Source organism: Clostridium pasteurianum, assembly GCF_001705235.1.
GTDB lineage: Bacteria > Bacillota > Clostridia > Clostridiales > Clostridiaceae > Clostridium_S > Clostridium_S pasteurianum_A.
In genome coordinates, this window is the sequence record NZ_MCGV01000002.1 from 172,105 (window position 1) to 191,413 (window position 19,309).

Sequence of the window (19,309 nt, forward strand, 5' to 3'; positions counted from 1 at the left end):
TATATATAATATTGGGGTCAAGTATTAGTATTATATCATACTACTATAAATAAAACTAAGTGTTAAATCTTTGAATTATATTTTAAAAATATAGTTATTAAAATATGCACAAAATGGTATGTATTTACATATATGAAATTAAATGTTATAATGTTATCAAATTAATTTATAAATTTTATAAGTTAATAATTTTTTTTGGTGAGAAGGGATTTTATGAAAAAAATCAAATCTACTATTGCTTGTTTAGCTACTTTATTATGTGTAACTCAATCCACTGCAGTTTTTGCAAGTAGCAATATTGTTACTGCAAAAAAAATACCGGCACATATGAATCCAGGAACAGTAATACAATATGATTCTAATAAGAACATGAAAGTTCTAAAAAAAGGTGTTACTAAAAATGATGTTAAAGCAGCAATAAAAGATAATAATGCTGTATCAAGTGAACTTCCTAATATTGAAGCTAATACTACTGTGACTTATGATGCTTTGGGTACACCAATTGTTGTTGGCGGATCAAGTGAAAGCAAAGGAATTAAAAGTAATTTTAAAGATAGGTCATCCGGTAGTCAACAAGGATATGTATCATGGTATGATATATGGTCAGGTGGTACAGCTTCTGGATCAGCAGCTTCTGATGGTGCTGCACATAAAACTCTTCCATTTTATACATCAGTAACTGTTTATAATGAAAATAGGAGTTGGAGTTCAACTAGAGTTAGAATATTAGATAGAGGACCATATGTAAGAGGAAGAATTTTAGATATGTCACAGGAATCATTTTCAAAAGTTGCAAACTTAGATGATGGCATATTCTATGGTGAAATTACCTGGTAAAATAGATATGAAATTAAAAAAACTTACTATTACAATTACTCATAAAAGGCTTATTGTAGTAGTAAGTCTTTTATCATTTTTATTAAGTGGTTGCAGTAATTTAAATAAAACTTTTGAAAATAATACAATTAAAGTATCTCAAAATGGTCTTGTTATATCTACATTTTCTAATAAAAACAAAGCAAATATTTTATATTTAAATGTTAATAATGAAAATAAGGAGCATTTAATAAAGGATAAAAATATAGCAGTTACTGGAGATTTAAGTAATGATGGCTCTAAAATAGTTTATGCAGATGCATTGAATGATAATGATCCTTGGCAAATTTATTTACATGATCTTGTTAGCAATAAAACTTGTAAGCTTACTGATAATAAATTTGGAAAATCACAGCCTAAATTTGCAAATAATGATTGTGCATATTTTTTAACTTATTCCAAGGAAAAACAAGCTAAAATAGAAAAAGTAAATATTAAAAAAAAATCACATGATATATTAGATACTAATGATAAAGATATGGAATTGGATGCTTTTAATATTGGGAATAATAAATTAATAATGTCAACTGATTCTAGTTCATTAAGATTAAAAAAGTGGAATGAAAATAATGGAAAGGATCAGTCTATAACCCATAACATATTTGAAACAGATCTTAATGGAAAAAATTTAAGAAAAATTTATGAAATACAAGCGTCATTAGTGCAATCTATTTCATATGGTTATAATCAAAATGAAATAATAGTAAGTGGCTGTGATATAAATGGTAATTCTGGATTTGGAATTTATGAAATATCATTAGATACAGGAAAATTAAATGTAATATTGACAGATGATATGTTAGAGCATATGAAAAGTTCAGTCGCCACGAAAATTGCACATCCATCTTTAGCTGTAATATCTAAAAATAAAAAACTTATATATTTTACTGGCGTACATAGAAACAGTAAATCAACCAATATAGGTGGAATATCGTGTTATCCAACAGATGTATTTAGTTATAACATGAATTCAAAAAAAATAAAAGATGTTTTTAAGCCGACATTACCAAGTTTGGTTTTTGACTTAAACATTAAATATTTAAAATAAGAGTAATGAAAAGTAACCTGAACCACCATTAATTAGAGTGATCGTTCAGGTTATTTCTACGCATTATTATCAATTCTAGATTCCTGAAAGATTTCTGAATATATAATTTCCATCTGTACATACTAACGGTATCTAATTAAAGGGGGTACCTCCATTGATATGGTTATCATTAATACCTGCTATAATTACAATAGTTTTAACCTTTAAGACTAAAAAATTAATAGTGTCTCTATTTGCAGGAGTTTTAGCAGGAACCCTTATAAGTAAAGGACTTATTGGTGGTATTACTGCTGTGGGTGAATACGCGATGAAGGCAGTGTCAGATAAAGAAAGTGCATATACTCTGTCATTCTTCATTGCTTTTGGGTCTCTTGCTGAGCTTATACAGATGGCAGGAGGAATTTCAGGTTTCAGTGAAAAAATAGGGAAATGGATAAAAAGCGAAAAGGGAGTTTTAGGATGGGCATGGCTTTTAAGTGCAATAACCTTCTTTCACAGTTCCTTCCATACTATTGCAGTGGGTACGGTTTTGACACCTGCACTAAAAAGAGTAAAGGGTTCTCAGGAAAAGCTGGCATTTATACTGTCAGTTACAAGCACCCAGCTTATCTTGCTCATACCTATTGCAACTTCATATCTAGGATATATGGTAACGCTTGTGGAAAATAATATAAAAAACAAGGGCATGGCAGGTAAGGCATATAGAATTTTTCTTAAGAGTATATTTTTTAATTTCTTTCCGTGGGTTATGCTATTTATTGGTATTGGAATAACTTTATTTGGATTGGGATTTGGAAAGTTTCAAATAGGAAAGGTTAAGGAAAATAAAGTTGAATTCACTAAGGCACATATTGAAAAAGAAGAATTAAATAATAGAATCATTGATGAATACCCTAAAAATAGCAGGAATTTAATTGTGCCAGTTATAATACTGCTTACGAGCACTGTGTTTTTCTTCTGGTGGACAGGTAAAGATAGAACTTCAGGTTTTCTTGAGGCTCTGACCTATGCTAAATTCAATGTTTCAATATTTTCAGGTCTTATACTTACCATATTTTTAACCTCATTATACTATATGCATCAAAGAATTAGCCTGGCGGAAATTCAGGCTCACATTATAAGTGGAGGAGAAAAGGTACTTTCACTTGTTATGGTGCTAGTGCTGAGCTGGGCATTAACTTCTGTCACTCAAGATTTAGGCCTTAATAAATTAATAAATGCAGTTCTTGTGAGAAATATTCCTAAATTTTTAATGCCAGGAGTTATGTTTTTAATAACTGGGATTGTAGCTTATTCCATAGGATCATCCTGGGCAACCTGGGCACTAATGATGCCTATAGCAATAAATTTTTCTTTGAAGTTGGGGATAAATATACCTATTATGGTGGGAACGGTTTGGTCTGGTGGTGCAGTTGCTGATGTGATCTCACCTCTTGCGGCGCAGATGGCTGATATATCATATGGTAGGCATTTAACTACTACTTTTCCGTATTTACTGGGTGGCGTTATTATAACTGCGGCAGCATATTTGGCAGCGGGACTTGTATAAAAAGAAATTAAGAATGAATGATGATTTTCCGCTATTCTTAATTTCTTAATTTTTTTAAGTTGTTTGGTTTATTTAAAATTGAGATTTATCTCCATAATCTGAACGATATACGCCATTTAAACCAGCACATTTACCTATCCCAGCTAACTTTTTTATAATATTCTCTTCATTAGGTGAAAAATGTAATTTTCCTGTATAAGCTGTAAAATATATATAGTTAACCAATCTATTTATCAAAGGAACATTTTCTTCATCAGATAAATCTAGCTTTACATAAACTTTTAATAGTACTTCTTTAATATCATCAAAATTATTTTGTTTTGATTGTGAAATACTATTATATAAAGAATGTACTAAGTCTTTAGAGTTATTAATTTCTGTATATGTTGCCCAATTTGCCACTGCAGCACCTCCTTTAAGACAAATTATATCTAAAGATCAATTTAACGTCAATGTACAATAAAAATACCATAATTACATCTATACTAAGATGCTAAATAATTAATTACATTACTATTGGAGATTTTAAGATAATTGGGTAGTTCATTCCTAATAGACCCGAGTGCTAAAAAATATTTTTCTTCAGGCAATCTAATTTTATTAATCTTTTTATTTTTGTATCCAAGCTTTATTATAAGCTTTGATATAAAATCATAATAGTTTATTACATCAATGGAACCTAAATGAAATATACCATTTAAATTATTAGTAACTATATAATTTATTTGTTTTGCTAGCATAATATCTGTATTAGTGGTTCTAAACAAATTACAATATACCTCAATATCTTTTCCGCTTTCAAGCATATCCTTAAGGTTATTTAATCTTTTAGAATTTTTACCCCAAATTGCAGGCAATCTAATAATACATAAATTATCATTTAATATTTTTCTTAAAGCATTTTCACAATTATATTTAAATTTACCATAATCACTTTCTGGACAACAAACATCATTTTCATAATGTACTTTAGTTGGGTCTCCATCAAAAACGTTTGAGGTAGAACAAAAATATAGCTTTCCGTTTATTTCACTTAAATATTTTGCTATTTGTACATGATTTTTATATTGATCATTAAAATCACCTTGTATACATGAAATAACAATGCTGAAGGAATGATTAAAAAAAAAACTCTAATAAATCTTGATAAAAAAATGCTAAAATTCTTAGAATTTTAGGACTTTTTTATCTTAGATTTATAGAGTTTTTTTATGTTCCTTCAGCATTGTTATTTCATTTTTACTTTTAATTCATTTAAACAGTTTATAACGATTTTAGAATCTTTATCGATTTCCTCTAAAATGTTTTCGCAAGCTTTTATATTTCCTGCATTATATTCAGTAACTGCTTGTTTTGCAAGGTTATGAATATTTGAGTGAGGTTCTTTAATGTTATCAATAATGCATTTTGTGTCTGGATTATTATAATCCAAAGTATCTAGCCATTTTCCCAATCTGCAGCTGTGAGAGTCTCCAACATTAGAAGTTTCAAATTTTATATAACCTAAAATAAGATTATATACACGCCATTTCCACATTAAGTGATCTGTAATACTTAATTCAATCATTGTATCGTTATCAACTTCTTCTGAGTTTGCAAGAGTTCTTAATCTAATTTCATCTATTTTAAGTGATATATCAAAGAAAGATTTTCCTGTACGATTAGTTTCTTCTCTAATCCTTGTTGATTTTTCATTAATAAATTGCAGATTTGAAGACATTTCTTGTGTAGTAGCAGTCTGCTCTTCAATGTTGGCTGAAATTGAAGTAAAGCTATCACCAACGGTATTCATAGCAGATGTAATAGATTTTATTCCACTAGATGCATTATTAATAGAATCTTTAGAAGTACTGAATTTATCGATAACAAGGTCAATTTCTGATGAAGTATTAAATATTTTTTCATTTAGACCACTTACAATACTTTCTATAGAACTAACTTGCTCTTTAGTATTTTCAGCAAGTTTTTTTATTTCATTAGCTACAACTGCAAATCCTTTTCCGTGTTCACCAGCTCTTGCAGCCTCTATAGAAGCATTTAAAGATAGCATATTTGTTTTATTTGCCACAGATTTTATAACACCAATTAAGCTGTTAATTTTTTTCGTTTCTTCAGTTACATCTAACATAGTAGTTTTTATAACATTTATTTCGTTAATGTTATCTTCTAATTCATCAAATGTATTATTAATATTTTTTAAGCTATCATCTGTTTCTTTTATTGCTTCATTTGTTGTGGTACTAGATGTCTGCACAAAGTTAGATATATCTTCAGTTGAAGTAGCAAGTTCTTCACTACTGGATGCTACAGATTCAATCATGGAAGCTTGTTCGCTCGCATCATGAAGCATATCTTTAACATAATCAAGGTTTGTCATAAATTGCAGAAGATTGTTAACATCTAAAATTGTTTGCTGATTACAAGATTTGATTTTATTTAGCTTTTCAGATGCAACTTGTGCTTGACTGCTATTAGCTTTTATACCATTCTCATTACTCACTGATTCATTTTTTAAGGCCATATATTATTATTCCTCCCAAGACTTGTGTATTATGTAGATAACTAAAGGCTATTTGTAATAATAGGAATTATTTCTAACCATTAGTTTATTTATTAAATTAATTATAATGTATATTTTATAACATTTCAAGGAATAAAATTACTTATTTCGACAAAAAATGATTTCTTAATACTAAAATCTTGCAAGCATAAAAAGGTTAGTCAAAATCACAGAAAGTGTTATCAGTATATTTTTTGATGGTTTAGAATAAGTTTTAATATACAGAAGGTTATGGAGATATGTTATGAAAAGAAAAAGTAAATGCCCTATGACTAAAGAGAAGGAACTAACGGCAAAGACACTTATAAAAGAAGCTTCAGATATGCTTAAAAATAGGCAGATAAAGAAGTTAAATGCTATATGGCTTGAAGTTACAGGCTGCTCTGGAAACATAATTTCATTTTTAAACAGTGAAAATCCTGGTTTGAATTATATTTTAACAGAGCTTATCAATTTAACTTATAACAATACTTTGATGGCATCGGAAGGAGAAGCTGCCTTTAAAATTTTTTTAGATACTTTAAACACGGAATTTATACTTCTTGTAGATGGAGCTGTGTCCACAAAAGAAAATGGCATGTATAATATAGTGGCAAATTATAATGGGAAGCTTGTAACAGCTCTTGAGGCAGTAAAAATGGCAGGAGAAAAAGCGAAATATGTTCTGGCAGTTGGAACTTGTGCATCTTTTGGAGGAATATCTGCTGCAAAGCCTAATCCGTCATTAAGTAAAAGTGTATCAGAGGTATTAAAGCGGGAGGTTATAAATCTACCGGGGTGTCCATGCCATCCGGATTGGGTAGTTGGAACTCTTGCCCAGTTAACAGCTTTTGGGAAGATGCAGCTTGACAGTGAAAATAGACCTGTTTTGTTTTACGGAACTACCATTCATGATAATTGTACAAGACGTGGTTTCTTTGACAGAAGAATTTTTGCAAAGAAGTTTGGGGAAGAAGGTTGCATGTTCAAGCTTGGCTGCCGAGGACCTGTGACAAGAACAGATTGTCCAAGAAGAAAGTGGAATGGTTATGTAAATTGGCCTATTGGAGACAATACAAACTGTATTGGGTGTGCAAATTCAAGATTTCCAGATGGCATGGAACCCTTTGTTAGATACTAATTTGCGAAGCAATAGTATTTAAATCGTTCCCAAAATATTATTACTTCGCTTAGAACAAAAGCAAGGTAAATTTTTCTCCGGTTCCCTGCGAAAAATAATATATTAACCTATTTAAAGATCAAATAATATAGATATCAGAGTAACTTGACTATTTATATCTAAAATTCCGTAGGTACGGAGGAATTTTTTACTTGTTTTACTCCAAAAGCGAATTAACATTGATGAAGTGACGATTTAAAAAAACTCTAATGAATATTATCATATACGAGGTTTGGGCTCTGCCCATTATCCTTCTTAACCCAATACAGGCACTCTCTAGATTACACGAGGTTTGGACAATTTAAGAAATGCTTATATGGAGTTGTTGGTGATAATGTAAAAAGTGCCTATTTATAGTTAAGAAAGATAATTATCATTTTTGGGATTTGGGTGAAATCCCATTACTCTTCTTTACAAGATATAATATATCTTTATATTTACAGTAATATATTAACTATTATCGGTAATACAATATGACCCAAACCCCAGTTATGATAAGATTTATAGAATTTTTTTTAATGTTACAAATCAATGTTAATTCGTAATATTAATTAATTTTTAGGAGGTTCCTATGAAAAAAACTATTACAGTAGATCCTATAACGAGGATAAGTGGATTTCTAGAAACTAAGGTTCAAGTTACAGAAAATACAATTACAAATGCAGAAACCAGCGGTCTTCTCTTTAGAGGTTTTGAAAAAATGCTTAAAACCAGACAACCCTTAGATTCCGTATATTTTACTGAAAGAATTTGTGGGATATGTTCTACAGCTCATGCAACGGCATCTACTCTGGCACTAGAAGATGCTTTGAAAATTAAAGTTTCTCAAAACGACTTATATATAAGAGATTTAATGCACGGCTTTGAATTTATGCAGAATCACCTAAGACAGTTCTACAATTTAACACTACCAAGTTATGTTAAATTACCTAAAATAAGCCCACTTTATACGGATCAATACAGTGATTATAGACTTCCACAAAATTTAAATGAAAAATTAAGCGATCATGTTTTAAAAAGCACAGAATACAGCAGATTGGCACATGAAGGACTAGCTGTTCTGGGCGGTAAAGCACCACACTCTCATGGTATTTTTGTTGGAGGAGTTACGGTTAACATAGATGCCTACAAACTAATAAAAGTTAAATCCATAATAGCAAAGTTAAAGAGTTTTATAGATAGTACCATGCAGGAGGATATGAATGACATAGCTAAATATTATAGCGATTATTTTAAAATAGGTGGTTCATATAATAATTTTATGTCTTTTGGTATTTTTGATAATTATCTTGATCCTGAAATAAGCTACGTGAAACCGTCTGTTTCTATTGATGGCAAAAGGGAGAATTTTGATGCCAATAAAATAACGGAAAATATACTTCATAGCTGGTATGTAAGTGATAAGGAAAATGAAAAGCCAGCGGAGGAAAGCAGGGACGATATTGATTTGAATAAAAAAGATGCTTACAGCTTTATAAAATCTCCTAATTACAATGGTTATCAAATGGAGGTTGGACCATTAGCTAGATTAATACTTGCAGGAGAGTACAAGGGTGGCAGTTCCTGCATGGATAGAAACGCTGCAAGGGTACTTGAGACTAAAAAGATAATAGGCATAATGGAAAAGCTTGCGGAGAGAATTAAACCTGAAGCTAATAATCAGAAGGTGTACACTATTCCAGATAATGCCTTTGGCGCCGGACTTACAGATACAACAAGAGGTGCTTTAGGACACTGGATTAAGATAGAAAACAGGATTATAAAATATTACAACATAATAACTCCAACAGTTTGGAATCTGGGAACTAAGAGTGATAATGGAAATCCTGGTGTTGGAGAAAAAGCATTAATAGGAACTAAGCTAAAAGATGTAAAAGAACCAATAGAAATTGGAAGAATTATGCGTTCCTTTGATCCATGCGTATCATGTGCTACTCATCTTATAAGTGATAAGTACGAGCCTACTTGTGTGAAGGTTATAGTGTGAAGTTTAAGGTTATTGCAATTGGCAGCACATTAATGGAGGATGATGGCGTAGGTATTGAGGTTTTAAAGGAAATTAGAGGGGAACTCTCAAAGCGCAATATAGAAACGGTAATTGGAGAAACGGATCTTGAGTACTGCATATCTAAAATTGAAGAAGGAGATTTTGTATTTTTTATAGATGCTGTTTATTACGGTAAAGAGCCGGGAGCTATAACGGTAACAGAATTGTCAGAGTATAGAACTAGAAAGTATTATATGCAGCATGACATAAATATAGTGGATTTATTGAGGGTGTATTTTAAAAATGTTAAGGGATATGTTGTAGGAATTGAAATAGAGCATGTTAGCATTAAATGTGGCTTAAGTGACTATCTTAATAAAAGAATTCATACCATTTCACAGAAAGTTTTAAGAGAAATATTGGCTAGAGTCTCTTAAGTTTTGGAGGTGAAAAATGTATTTTATAAATAAAGAACTTTATGAACTTCAAAGAAGAATTAATTATCATAAAAAATGCATGGTAAGAACAGCTTGTCCATATGCTAAAAATTACTATAGAGCTTTAATACGGGAAGACATTAGAAAATCTCATAAGATCATGAATAACAGTTTCAGACAAACCCAAAAGGAATTTACCCTTGAAGAACTTGCAAATTACAACGGCGAAGGCGGGAAACCTGCTTATGTGGCTGTAAATGGAATTGTATATGATGTAAGCCTAAATCCTGCATGGGGCGGAGGTACACACTTTGGAATATATTCGGGAAAAGACTTAACGGCGGAATTCAACGGTTGCCATAAAAATTCTGAGGCTATATTAAAAATCTTGCCTCAAGTAGGAATTATGAAAAAGTGAGGAGGATTACTTATGCACGATACAATATTGTTCAGTAAAATATCTGAGAGCCTTAAAGAAAGCTGCAAAAAAGAGAATATTTCAAAAATAAGTGAAGTTATAGTGGCTGTAAATGATAGAAGCCATGTTAATTCAAATAATTTAAGTGAATATCTTAAAAATTACAATGAAGATTTAGTGGATGATAACATTAAGGTTACAGTTAAAATTGAAGATTTGCCGGAACAAATTGCCATTATAAGGAGGATAGAAGGCGAGGCTTCTGAAGGTCAATCTTAAAATTTTTATAAAACATTAACCCTAAGTATTAATACTGGTATTAATACTTAGGGTTAATGTTACGACTTAAATTAAAACCCTGAATGTGGAAGATACTAATCTTAATTTTTTTGAGCTTTTTTTCAGCGAGTTATTAAAATTTCTTAGTATTTTTATTATTTTGTAGCCTATAATTGTTAGATATTAAGAATTAATTAAAATTTTCATATTCAATAAGTTTAAAATAAAATTTAGTTTAATATGAAAAAACACAGAAAAAAGTGGAAGATACATATAAAAAGTAGTAATATATAATATATAAATTGCTAGAAAGAAGGCAAAAGTAAGTGGACGATATTGGTATGGACATGCTTAAAGCGGATCAATTAAAAAAAGTAGCAAGTTCTATGAATACATATAGTAATGATGTTGACAGAATTAAGAATATTCTAATTAGGAATATTAATTCAGTGTGTTTAGATGGCAGGGATAATAATAATAGTTCTATGATAAATAGTGTTATGAGGATTGCAAGAGAGACTTCTGAACTTTCTAGTATGCTAAAAATTGTAGAATTAGATATTAAAAATGTATCACATGAGCTCTTAAAGGTTACGCAGAAATAAGGAGAAATATACAACATAGGCAGGAAATAAAATGCGTAACTGAATGAGGAGATTTTAAGGTATAGTGGATTAGATAAAGATACGAAAGAAGCAGATGAAGTATTAAAAGAAGTAGATGAACTTACAGGCGATGACGATGATAACTGGGAAAACAAACCTGCTAAAAAGGATATTTTTGATAACATAGCAGATTTTATAACAGGGGATCATAGTGAGAAAACACAACTGAAAGAAATTATTGACGCGCAATATATGGGAATGCAGTGGGATAGTTATAATTGCGCACAGGATGTTTCGATCAATGCTGAAACAGGCTTTAGGGGTGTAGGAGCATTAGGTGCTATGGAGGAAGAACTTGAAAGTGCGGAGGAGACACCTACTTTGAGCTCTAAAGTAGATAGGATAGGACCTAAGAGCATACTGCCGGAAATTGAGGTTAATGAGGAGACAGGTAAATTATTGAAAATAGAGTACACAATGATAAGAGTCAATGTTTCTAGTAAAGAAGCATTAGCTCTTTTTTAAATTATTTACTAAGCCACATATTTGAGATATTTAAAGTATTCATTTCTCCCCAAATTCCCTTAGAGTGTGAGAAATGACTTATCTTCTGGAGAATCTCAGCTTCTTCAGAATTTAATTTTATTTTGTCTACAAGGCACATTGTGCAAATGTTTCGAAATACTGATCGCGCCTCCAGCTCAGGTGTTTGTTTTCCTTTTGCAACTCGTTCAATTGCAATATTTAAAATGTCTAGGACTTGGGAGTACCTATTATCCACAGAATTCTTTTCTAAAAGCAAGTTTTTAAGAGTATTAAATAGGCCAATTGCTGTTTGTTCATCTTTTTTATTTTTCATTTACCATTTCCCCCTTATCTTCTATTATTATGAATTATATCCCAATATTGATTAAAGTTCAACGTAAATTGGGGCTTTGTTTTGCGAAAAAAAGTTAATTTTAATTTCCACATAAAAACGCCAGGCGATAGGTTGATCTAATATTACCTGGCTAATTCCATATTATTATATATTCCTTAATGAACTCTTCTTTTTTTATTTCCATTCTTACGTGAAGGCTTATTATTTCTTGAATTACTTAACTTACCATTTGATTGATATTTAGACTTTCTATTTGAAGTTGCATTATCATTTTTACCCTCATGCTCACTTACTTTTTTAGCAGTATTTTTATTATGCTTTCCTTGATAGCCTAGCTTTTTTGGAGCAAATCCTATTAAACAGCCCTTGTCATTACCAATTAAGTCTTCTCTATGAGCTTTTATTAAAGCCTTTTTAACCTTTTGATAATTTTTAGGTACAGCAAACTGTATTAAGGCTCTTTGCATTGCTTTTTCTTCCTGCGTTTTTGGAACATAAACTTTTTCGCCAGTTATAGGATTAAAACCAGTGTAATACATAGTAGTTGACAAACTTCCAGGGGTTGGGTAGAAATCCTGTACCTGCTCTGGTGTATATCCCATTTCTTTTATGTATAATGCAAGCTCTATGGCAGCATTTAAATCAGAGCCAGGGTGAGAAGACATTAAATAAGGAACTAAAAATTGTTTTTTATCTAACTTTTTATTTATTTGAAAATATTTATTTACAAATCTATCGTAAATTTCTCTTGTAGGCTTACCCATTTGGTTTAATACTCTTGGAACAACGTGCTCTGGAGCAACCTTTAACTGGCCGCTAATATGATGTTCACATAATTCTTTAAAGAATGCATCATTTTTATCATGTATTAAGTAGTCATATCTAATACCTGAACGAATAAATACTTTCTTTACACCGGGAAGTTTTCTAACCTTTTTTAATAGTGAAAGATATTCAGTGTGATCTATTATTAAGTTTTTACAAGGTTCAGGAAACATACACTGTCTATTTTTGCAGGTTCCGTACTTTATTTGCTTTTTGCAGGCTCTATGCCTGAAGTTTGCAGTAGGACCTCCAACATCGTGAATATATCCCTTAAAATCAGGTAAAGTAGTTAAAAGCTTTGCTTCATCGATTATTGATTCCTGGCTTCTATTTTGAATAACTCTTCCTTGATGGAAAGTTAATGCGCAAAAGGAACATGAACCGAAGCAGCCCCTATGGCTCGTTATTGAAAATCTAACTTCTTTTATTGCAGGTATTCCGCCTTTAGCTTCATATATTGGATGGTAGGTTCTAGTATATGGAAGGTTATAGGTTATATCCATTTCTTCCTGTGTCAAATTTTCTTGAGGTGGATTTTGAACCAAATATCTATCACCGTGCTTTTGAATTATGGTTCTTCCATTTATAGAATCCTGCTCATAATATTCTAATTTGTAAGCTTCTCCATAGGCATTTTTATCAGTTGATACATCTTCAAAGGATGGAACTGTGACAGCATCTTTAATGTTAGATATATCATGTGTTAAGTAACAGGTTCCACGAACAGTAGTAATATTTTTTATATTATCGCCATATTTTAATAAGTCTGCAATTTGTACAACGGTTTTTTCACCCATGCCGTACATTAGTAAATCAGCTTTTGAATCCACAAGAATGCTGCGGCGCACTTTATTATCCCAATAATCATAGTGGGCAAAACGCCTAAGACTTGCTTCTATTCCTCCAATTGCAATGGCTGTATCCTTATAGGCTTCACGTATTCTATTGCAGTAAACAATAACAGCTCTGTCTGGTCTATGACCTGCTTCGCCGCCGGGAGAGTATAAATCTTCATGCCTTGTTTTCTTTGCAGCGGTATAGTGATTAACCATAGAATCTATATTTCCTGAGTTAACTAAAAATCCATATTTAGGTTTGCCAAGTCTTTTAAAGTCATCACAGCTGTGCCAGTCGGGCTGAGCTATGATTCCAACAGTAAAGCCTTGTGATTCAAGTGTTCTACCTATAATAGCAGTTCCAAAGGAAGGATGATCTACATATGCATCACCTGAAACAATAATAAAATCTAGCTCATCAATATTTCTTTTTTTTAAGTCTTCTTTATTAATAGGTAAAAATTCCTTGCAAAGTTTCATATATTAACCCCAATTCTTTAATATGCTTTAAATTCTTCTATTACTAAAGTATCTTAACACAACAATAATTAGTTTACAAATACATTAAAAGAAATTAAGAATTAAGAAAGAAGAATTAAGAATGAAGGAGGATTTTCCTCCGCTCTGCTCTAGAAAATCTACTAACTTATAAAGGAACATTTGCCTTCGGTAAATGGGTGCAGTTATAAGTTTAAAAGTTTTTCGGAGTGAAACGGAGAAAAGTTACAATCATTCTTAATTTTTCATTTCTTTTTTTAATTTATAAAGCGCCAGTGTGAAACTTAAGCAGCAAAGGCATGTAAATAAGCCAAGCACAGATAATATGCTTTTCCAATTTATAGATGTACCTAAAATTAAACTTCTAAGGCAATTTATAATATGAGTAAAGGGATTGAGCAGTACTGCAACTTTTAGACCTCCTGAGATGCTATTTATGGGGAATAGTGCTGTACTGGCAAAGAAAACAGATAGTACAATGAGATTCATAAGTGTTTCATAAATAATTTCATTTGGCAAGCTTAAACTGATTGCATAGCATAATCCAGACATAAAGAATGCGGTAATAAAAATTAGGGGAATCATTAGAAGCAGTCCAATAAATCCAGATGCAATGTGTACTGACATTAGTAAGGATAATACGAGCATTATGGCGGCTTCAATAAATGAAACTAAAACTGCTTCAAGCATTTGCCCTAAGACAATAGAGCTTCGTTTTACAGGTGCTATCAGTATTCTATAAAAGCTGCCTTTAGATTTCATAATAAAATTGATATAACCACTGCTGCAGCATGAGCCTAGTGTAACAAGCACCATGATTCCAGGTAAAATAAATGAAGTATAGTTTTCTTTTGATATATTCTGCATGGACTCATTTGCAATCGAACTGTATAGTATCAGCCAAATAAGGGGCTGTATTATGGTAAGTAAAATGGAAATAGGATTTTGGAAGCGCCATTTTATATTGCGCCATAAAATATTCATTGTGTCCATAGTGTTACCTTCTTTCTGCATTAGTTAACTTTAGGAATACATCTTCAAGACTTGGATGTACAATTTCAAGAGCTTCAAAGGGAATGTTTTTTTCTAAAAGCCACTTATTGATATCTTTAAAAGTTTCTTCATTATCTTCATTATCTATAAAAATTGAATTTTCCCTGATATTTATGGATGAATATTTTAGCATTTTTGCATAGCTTTTTGCCATTTCCTTATTAGAGAAACCAATTCGAAACATATTTTGCTTGATGTACTGCTTTAAATTCTCAGGAGTACCATGTATTAATTCATGTCCTTCTTTCATAATACAAATTGTATCGCTTAGCTTATCAGCTTCCTCAAGATAATGGGTGGTTAGGAAAATAGTTGTTTTAAAATCATCTCTAATTTTTTGTATAATTCTCCACATGGCTTTTCGGGATATAATATCCATACCTACTGTTGGTTCATCTAAAAATAGTATTTTAGGCATGGATACCATATTCATTGCAATGTCTAGTCTCCGTTTTATGCCGCCAGAATAAGAAGCCACAGGATATTTTAAATATTGAGATAGTCCGAAGTTTTCAATTAGGGAATCTGTTCTCTTTTTTGCTTCTGCATTATTAACCTTATAAAGCCTGCTTTGAAACATCATATTTTCCATAAGGGATAGATGATCATCAATAGAAACATTCTGTGCGGCACAGGCAATTTGTTTTCGAATCCAGGAAGGATATTTACATAAGTCCTTTCCCAGCATAGTTACCTTACCGGAGGTTGGCTTGCAAAAAGTTGTAAGAATATTAATAAGTGAGGATTTACCTGCACCGTTAGGACCAAGTAAAGAAAATATTTCACCGCAGTTTACTGTTAAGCTTAGATTATCCAAGGCCTTAACGCCGTTTTTATATTGCTTAAAGAGATTATTAATTTCAATTGCCAGCATTTTAGTCCTCCTCTTTAATAGGAAATATAATTTCTGTAATGTACTTTTTTGGGTTGCCTTTTAAAAGCATTCCAGGACCTTTTATATAAACTTCACGAAATGGTGGTTGGAGAGTAAGATTATTTTCACGTGCATACTCATTAATTGCTTCATATGCAAGATTCATATTCCCATAAGGACCAATGTGAGTAGCGCAGACCGCTTTTATTCGAGGCATTTCCTTCACCATAATGCCGTTTGTATTTGGCGATTCAGCAGTAGGAACACATAATTCTAATTCGCCCATTTTAGTTTTTGGATTCATAGTATAATAGCAGAAAAAAGGCGCTCCATTTACTTTGCCATGTATGGATTTAAAAACATTTGGAAATACCTTATTTGCATTAGTGACAATCCCTTTATACTTCATAAATGCTACTCTTATAGGTTCAATATCTTTAATTTCAATTTTATAATCCATTTACTTTTCACTTCTTTCTTTTTTTATTGCTATCCAGACTTCAATATGTCCACTTTTGGTTTCTTTGGAGTTAATAGGATACACCTCTATATCGGGAAGTTCTGCGTATTCATAGCCCGAGAATGGAAGCCATTCTGTAAGAAATTTTTTAAATATGCTTTGAACTGATTCCTTAAAACGTCCATTACATTGGAATACTACCCAGGTGGCAGCAGGTATTTCAAGTTCAATCATGCTTTTGGTACAGGTTTATCTGTTGGAGCTCCAATGTAGTAATAAATGTTCTGCGGGTCTTTATAAGAGGTGATACCTAGAATTCCATTTGGTTCCTTGTTTGTAAGGTTACATATGTCACAAAACAGTGTATTTTTAAGCATTTTATCCCAGAAGGCAGGAGCAATTTTCTGGTTTTCGTCCATGTCCTCTTGAAGGGCAGTTCTAACTCCAACAACTCTCATTGCTTTTTTTGTTTCAATTTTATAATTCATATTTTCACTTCCTGTAATTGATATTGAAAAACTTATGGGTGGATAAGAAGTTAATGGCGTCCCGTGTATACGTGCAGCAGTTGGAGAAACACCATGAACACTTTGAAATGCACGGTTAAAGGCTGTTGGCGATTTGTAGCTGTATTTTAGACCTATATCCATTACTTTTTTATTACCACTCTGCAAATCAAAAGCTGCTTCTGTCATGCGCCTTCTGCGTATATATTCTGATAAAGATATACCTGTAATGTAGGAAAACATGCGCTGAAAATAATATTTGAGCAGCAAGCTATTTTGGCAGCTTCATCATATGAAATATCCTTAGTTAAATTGTCTTCTATATACTGTATTGCAAGGCTTAGTTGTTTTAGCCACTTCAATTTCATCACTTCCCTCTTTGTGTAAAAGTTTAGCACAATAAAAATTATTAATCCTCTCTTTTGATGTCATGTTTTTGTAAACTTATTTTTATTAGAAAGTGCTGTGTGTAGGGCTAGAAGCGATTATAGGTACAGTAAGCTTTGAAAAATTAAGAATGAAGGATGGTTTTCCGTAGCTTTGCTTCGGAAAATCTACTAATTTTTCACGTTTATAATATGAGTAAAGTGGTTGAACATTACTGCAAAGTGTTATTATTATAATGACAAGTTTTAATATAAATTTGACAAGTTTACTTGACACAATATAAATAAAATGATATATTAAAATTACAAAGTATGAGGAGGGAGTTTAATATGACTAAAGAGGAAATTTTAGAAAAAAAGCCGCAATTCTGGTGTTGATGAAATGGAAAAGAGTATTGAAGATAAGGCGTACATGTATGGAGCATCAGTAGTTACAAGTTTAGCTGCAATTTTCTTAATATATAAGATTTTCAGAAGAATGCCAAGTCAAGATATGAGTGCTATTATTTTTGCTAATATTGCTGTTGCTGCGGGATATCAATTTGTAAAACTTCACAAAAAATATTTCTTGTAACAGCTATTTCTGGAGGATTAGTAGCTATTATAGATACAGTAAGCTTTTTAATGGGGATGTAATGGCATGAAAGATGAATTAATACTAAAAAACAGATTAAAAGTGGCAAGAGCCGAAAAGAATTTATCACAGGATGCTCTAGCAAAGCTGGTAGGTGTGTCACGCCAGACCATAAGCTCCATAGAACGGGCAGTTTTGTCCCACAGCTAAGCTCGCTCTTATTATATGCACAGCACTGGATAAGAAATTTGAAGAGTTATTTTACTTCGACTAACATGAGATGCGAATTAAAAGTGATTTGGAACATTAAAAAATCCTATAAATCACTGTTAATTCGCTTTAGGAGTAAGGTAAGGAAAAATTCCTCCGTACCTACGGAATTTTGGGCGTAAACAATATAGATTTACTTTCATGTAAGTGTATTTTCTGATAAAATAGAATTAAGTGAATATAATTGGAAAAACGGGTTAAAGCTTAATTATAGAGCTTAAAATGTATAACTTAATAATTGAATCGAAACGCTTTATAGGAGATGATTAAGTGGCTAGAAAAACTAGAAGATCTGAAATTTACGATGACAATTTTATAATGTCTCCAAAAGTAGATTTTGCATTTAAGCTTTTGTTTGGAGATTCCAATAACATAGCTTTACTGCAATCACTATTAAGCTCCATATTAAATATATCTAAAGAGGAACTCAATGATTTAAAAATAATAAATAATGAACTGCCAAGACAATTTGCAGAAGATAAAAAAGGTATTCTAGATGTAAGAGCGAAAACAAAAGACAAAAAAGAAATAGATATAGAAATTCAGGTACTATCAACGGACTATATGGCTGAAAGAACCACTTTTTACTGGTCAAAATGTATACATCACAAATAAAATCTGGAGATACTTATGACAAGCTTAAAAAATGTATAACCATAAATATAGTAGATTTTGAGTGTATACCATTAAACAAAATTCATACAAGTTATCATGTAACAGAAGATGAAACAGGATATAGACTTACAGATATACTTGAAATACACTATTTAGAACTTCCAAAACTCGATAAAAAAGACGTAAAAAAGATGAGAATACAGCAGTAATTCAGTGGATGGAATTTATAGGAGCAAAGTCAAAGGAGGTAATGGAAATGCTGGCATCAAAAAATAAGGATATAAAAGAAGCTTATGATAAACTTCAAATAATAAGTAAAGACGAAAAATCAAGAATGGCATATGAAGCAAGAGAAGCAGAAATCCATGACCAGATGACTAGACTAAAAACTGCTAGAGAAGAAGGAATAGCTCAAGGGATAGCGCAAGGAATAGCTCAGGGAATAGCTCAAGGGATAGCACAAGGAATAGCTCAAGGAATGGATAAAGGGATAACTAAGGGAGCATCGGAAAGAGCAGTGAAAATAGCAGAAAAGATGCTAAAACGTGGAGATAGCCTTGAGGATATTGTTGATATTACTGAGCTTACGAAGGAAGAAATACTTGAATTAAAAA

At 31.6% G+C, this 19,309-nt stretch carries 21 protein-coding genes and 4 pseudogenes; 14 read left to right on the forward strand and 11 right to left on the reverse strand.

Annotation, left to right across the window (positions count from 1 at the left end; genetic code table 11):
* Positions 1 to 213 precede the first annotated feature (213 nt).
* The 3 genes from BEE63_RS21310 (at position 214) to BEE63_RS20935 (ending at position 3,473) form a co-directional block, all read left to right on the forward strand.
* Complete coding sequence (locus tag BEE63_RS21310; RefSeq protein ID WP_081312680.1) at positions 214 to 837, forward strand: septal ring lytic transglycosylase RlpA family protein; 624 nt, start codon at positions 214 to 216, stop codon at positions 835 to 837.
* On the forward strand, positions 818 to 1,924 hold the full coding sequence (locus BEE63_RS20930) for an S-layer protein (RefSeq protein WP_242874999.1): 1,107 nt from the start codon (positions 818 to 820) through the stop codon (positions 1,922 to 1,924). The genes BEE63_RS21310 and BEE63_RS20930 overlap by 20 nt, the downstream gene beginning before the upstream one ends.
* Before the next feature lie 154 nt (positions 1,925 to 2,078).
* Positions 2,079 to 3,473, forward strand: coding sequence for a Na+/H+ antiporter NhaC family protein (locus tag BEE63_RS20935; RefSeq protein ID WP_242875001.1), 1,395 nt, complete (start codon positions 2,079 to 2,081; stop codon positions 3,471 to 3,473).
* 72 nt (positions 3,474 to 3,545) lie between these two features.
* On the opposite strand, the gene BEE63_RS20940 is transcribed toward BEE63_RS20935, so the two are convergent.
* From BEE63_RS20940 to BEE63_RS20950, 3 genes are all read right to left on the reverse strand, one after another.
* Positions 3,546 to 3,875 (reverse strand): bacteriocin immunity protein, encoded by a 330-nt coding sequence (locus BEE63_RS20940; RefSeq protein WP_066023444.1) that lies wholly within the window; start codon positions 3,873 to 3,875, stop codon positions 3,546 to 3,548.
* Positions 3,876 to 3,958: 83 nt separating this feature from the next.
* Positions 3,959 to 4,579, reverse strand: coding sequence for a sugar nucleotide-binding protein (locus BEE63_RS21315; protein ID WP_081312681.1), 621 nt, complete (start codon positions 4,577 to 4,579; stop codon positions 3,959 to 3,961).
* A 122-nt stretch (positions 4,580 to 4,701) separates the two neighbouring features.
* Positions 4,702 to 5,994, reverse strand: a complete 1,293-nt coding sequence (locus tag BEE63_RS20950; protein ID WP_066023446.1) for a methyl-accepting chemotaxis protein — start codon at positions 5,992 to 5,994, stop codon at positions 4,702 to 4,704.
* Between the two features lie 283 nt (positions 5,995 to 6,277).
* On the opposite strand from BEE63_RS20950, the gene BEE63_RS20955 reads away from it, so the two are divergent.
* The 7 genes from BEE63_RS20955 (at position 6,278) to BEE63_RS20985 (ending at position 11,443) form a co-directional block, all read left to right on the forward strand.
* The gene (locus BEE63_RS20955; RefSeq protein ID WP_066023447.1) at positions 6,278 to 7,153 is read left to right on the forward strand and encodes a hydrogenase small subunit; all 876 of its coding nucleotides are present in this window, start codon (positions 6,278 to 6,280) and stop codon (positions 7,151 to 7,153) included.
* Between the two features lie 610 nt (positions 7,154 to 7,763).
* Complete coding sequence (locus BEE63_RS20960; protein WP_066023448.1) at positions 7,764 to 9,179, forward strand: nickel-dependent hydrogenase large subunit; 1,416 nt, start codon at positions 7,764 to 7,766, stop codon at positions 9,177 to 9,179.
* Positions 9,176 to 9,616, forward strand: coding sequence for a hydrogenase maturation protease (locus tag BEE63_RS20965; RefSeq protein ID WP_242875002.1), 441 nt, complete (start codon positions 9,176 to 9,178; stop codon positions 9,614 to 9,616). The genes BEE63_RS20960 and BEE63_RS20965 overlap by 4 nt, the downstream gene beginning before the upstream one ends.
* Positions 9,617 to 9,632: 16 nt before the next feature.
* Positions 9,633 to 10,034, forward strand: a complete 402-nt coding sequence (locus BEE63_RS20970; protein WP_066023449.1) for a cytochrome b5 domain-containing protein — start codon at positions 9,633 to 9,635, stop codon at positions 10,032 to 10,034.
* A gap of 12 nt (positions 10,035 to 10,046) precedes the next feature.
* Entirely contained in the window at positions 10,047 to 10,313 is a 267-nt protein-coding gene (locus BEE63_RS20975) for a hypothetical protein (protein ID WP_066023450.1), read from the forward strand.
* A 326-nt stretch (positions 10,314 to 10,639) separates the two neighbouring features.
* Positions 10,640 to 10,918 carry a hypothetical protein gene (locus BEE63_RS20980; protein ID WP_066023451.1) on the forward strand — a complete coding sequence of 93 codons (279 nt, stop codon included), beginning with the start codon at positions 10,640 to 10,642 and terminating at the stop codon, positions 10,916 to 10,918.
* Between the two features lie 252 nt (positions 10,919 to 11,170).
* A complete protein-coding gene (locus BEE63_RS20985; protein ID WP_066023452.1) occupies positions 11,171 to 11,443 on the forward strand; it encodes a hypothetical protein in 273 nt (90 codons plus the stop codon).
* Position 11,444: 1 nt separating this feature from the next.
* Here the strand turns inward: BEE63_RS20985 and BEE63_RS20990 are convergent, their stop codons facing one another.
* The 8 genes from BEE63_RS20990 to BEE63_RS22485 all read right to left on the reverse strand — a co-directional run bounded on the left by BEE63_RS20990 (position 11,445) and on the right by BEE63_RS22485 (position 17,218).
* Positions 11,445 to 11,777: a bacteriocin immunity protein gene (locus tag BEE63_RS20990; RefSeq protein ID WP_066023453.1), complete on the reverse strand. Its 333-nt coding sequence runs from the start codon at positions 11,775 to 11,777 to the stop codon at positions 11,445 to 11,447.
* A 176-nt stretch (positions 11,778 to 11,953) separates the two neighbouring features.
* Positions 11,954 to 13,939, reverse strand: a complete 1,986-nt coding sequence (locus BEE63_RS20995; protein ID WP_066023454.1) for a YgiQ family radical SAM protein — start codon at positions 13,937 to 13,939, stop codon at positions 11,954 to 11,956.
* 255 nt (positions 13,940 to 14,194) lie between these two features.
* The gene (locus tag BEE63_RS21000; protein WP_347464801.1) at positions 14,195 to 14,971 is read right to left on the reverse strand and encodes an ABC transporter permease; all 777 of its coding nucleotides are present in this window, start codon (positions 14,969 to 14,971) and stop codon (positions 14,195 to 14,197) included.
* Positions 14,955 to 15,884 (reverse strand): ABC transporter ATP-binding protein, encoded by a 930-nt coding sequence (locus BEE63_RS21005; protein ID WP_066023456.1) that lies wholly within the window; start codon positions 15,882 to 15,884, stop codon positions 14,955 to 14,957. Before BEE63_RS21005 ends, BEE63_RS21000 begins: the two co-directional genes overlap by 17 nt.
* Position 15,885: 1 nt before the next feature.
* On the reverse strand, positions 15,886 to 16,344 hold the full coding sequence (locus BEE63_RS21010; RefSeq protein ID WP_066023457.1) for a GyrI-like domain-containing protein: 459 nt from the start codon (positions 16,342 to 16,344) through the stop codon (positions 15,886 to 15,888).
* The gene (locus tag BEE63_RS22475) at positions 16,345 to 16,578 is read right to left on the reverse strand and encodes a GyrI-like domain-containing protein (RefSeq protein WP_347464802.1); all 234 of its coding nucleotides are present in this window, start codon (positions 16,576 to 16,578) and stop codon (positions 16,345 to 16,347) included.
* Complete coding sequence (locus BEE63_RS22480) at positions 16,575 to 17,093, reverse strand: AraC family transcriptional regulator (RefSeq protein WP_347464804.1); 519 nt, start codon at positions 17,091 to 17,093, stop codon at positions 16,575 to 16,577. The genes BEE63_RS22475 and BEE63_RS22480 overlap by 4 nt, the downstream gene beginning before the upstream one ends.
* Positions 17,036 to 17,218 carry a hypothetical protein gene (locus BEE63_RS22485; protein ID WP_347464805.1) on the reverse strand — a complete coding sequence of 61 codons (183 nt, stop codon included), beginning with the start codon at positions 17,216 to 17,218 and terminating at the stop codon, positions 17,036 to 17,038. The genes BEE63_RS22480 and BEE63_RS22485 overlap by 58 nt, the downstream gene beginning before the upstream one ends.
* A 382-nt stretch (positions 17,219 to 17,600) precedes the next feature.
* On the opposite strand from BEE63_RS22485, the pseudogene BEE63_RS21020 reads away from it, so the two are divergent.
* The 4 pseudogenes from BEE63_RS21020 to BEE63_RS22385 all read left to right on the forward strand — a co-directional run.
* Positions 17,601 to 17,810, forward strand: a pseudogene (locus BEE63_RS21020) (DUF6442 family protein); the annotation flags it as partial.
* 66 nt (positions 17,811 to 17,876) lie between these two features.
* A pseudogene (locus tag BEE63_RS21025) lies at positions 17,877 to 18,084 on the forward strand (helix-turn-helix transcriptional regulator).
* 314 nt (positions 18,085 to 18,398) lie between these two features.
* Positions 18,399 to 18,904: pseudogene (locus BEE63_RS22380) on the forward strand (Rpn family recombination-promoting nuclease/putative transposase).
* Between the two features lie 8 nt (positions 18,905 to 18,912).
* Positions 18,913 to 19,309 (forward strand): annotated as a pseudogene (locus tag BEE63_RS22385) (Rpn family recombination-promoting nuclease/putative transposase); the annotation flags it as partial.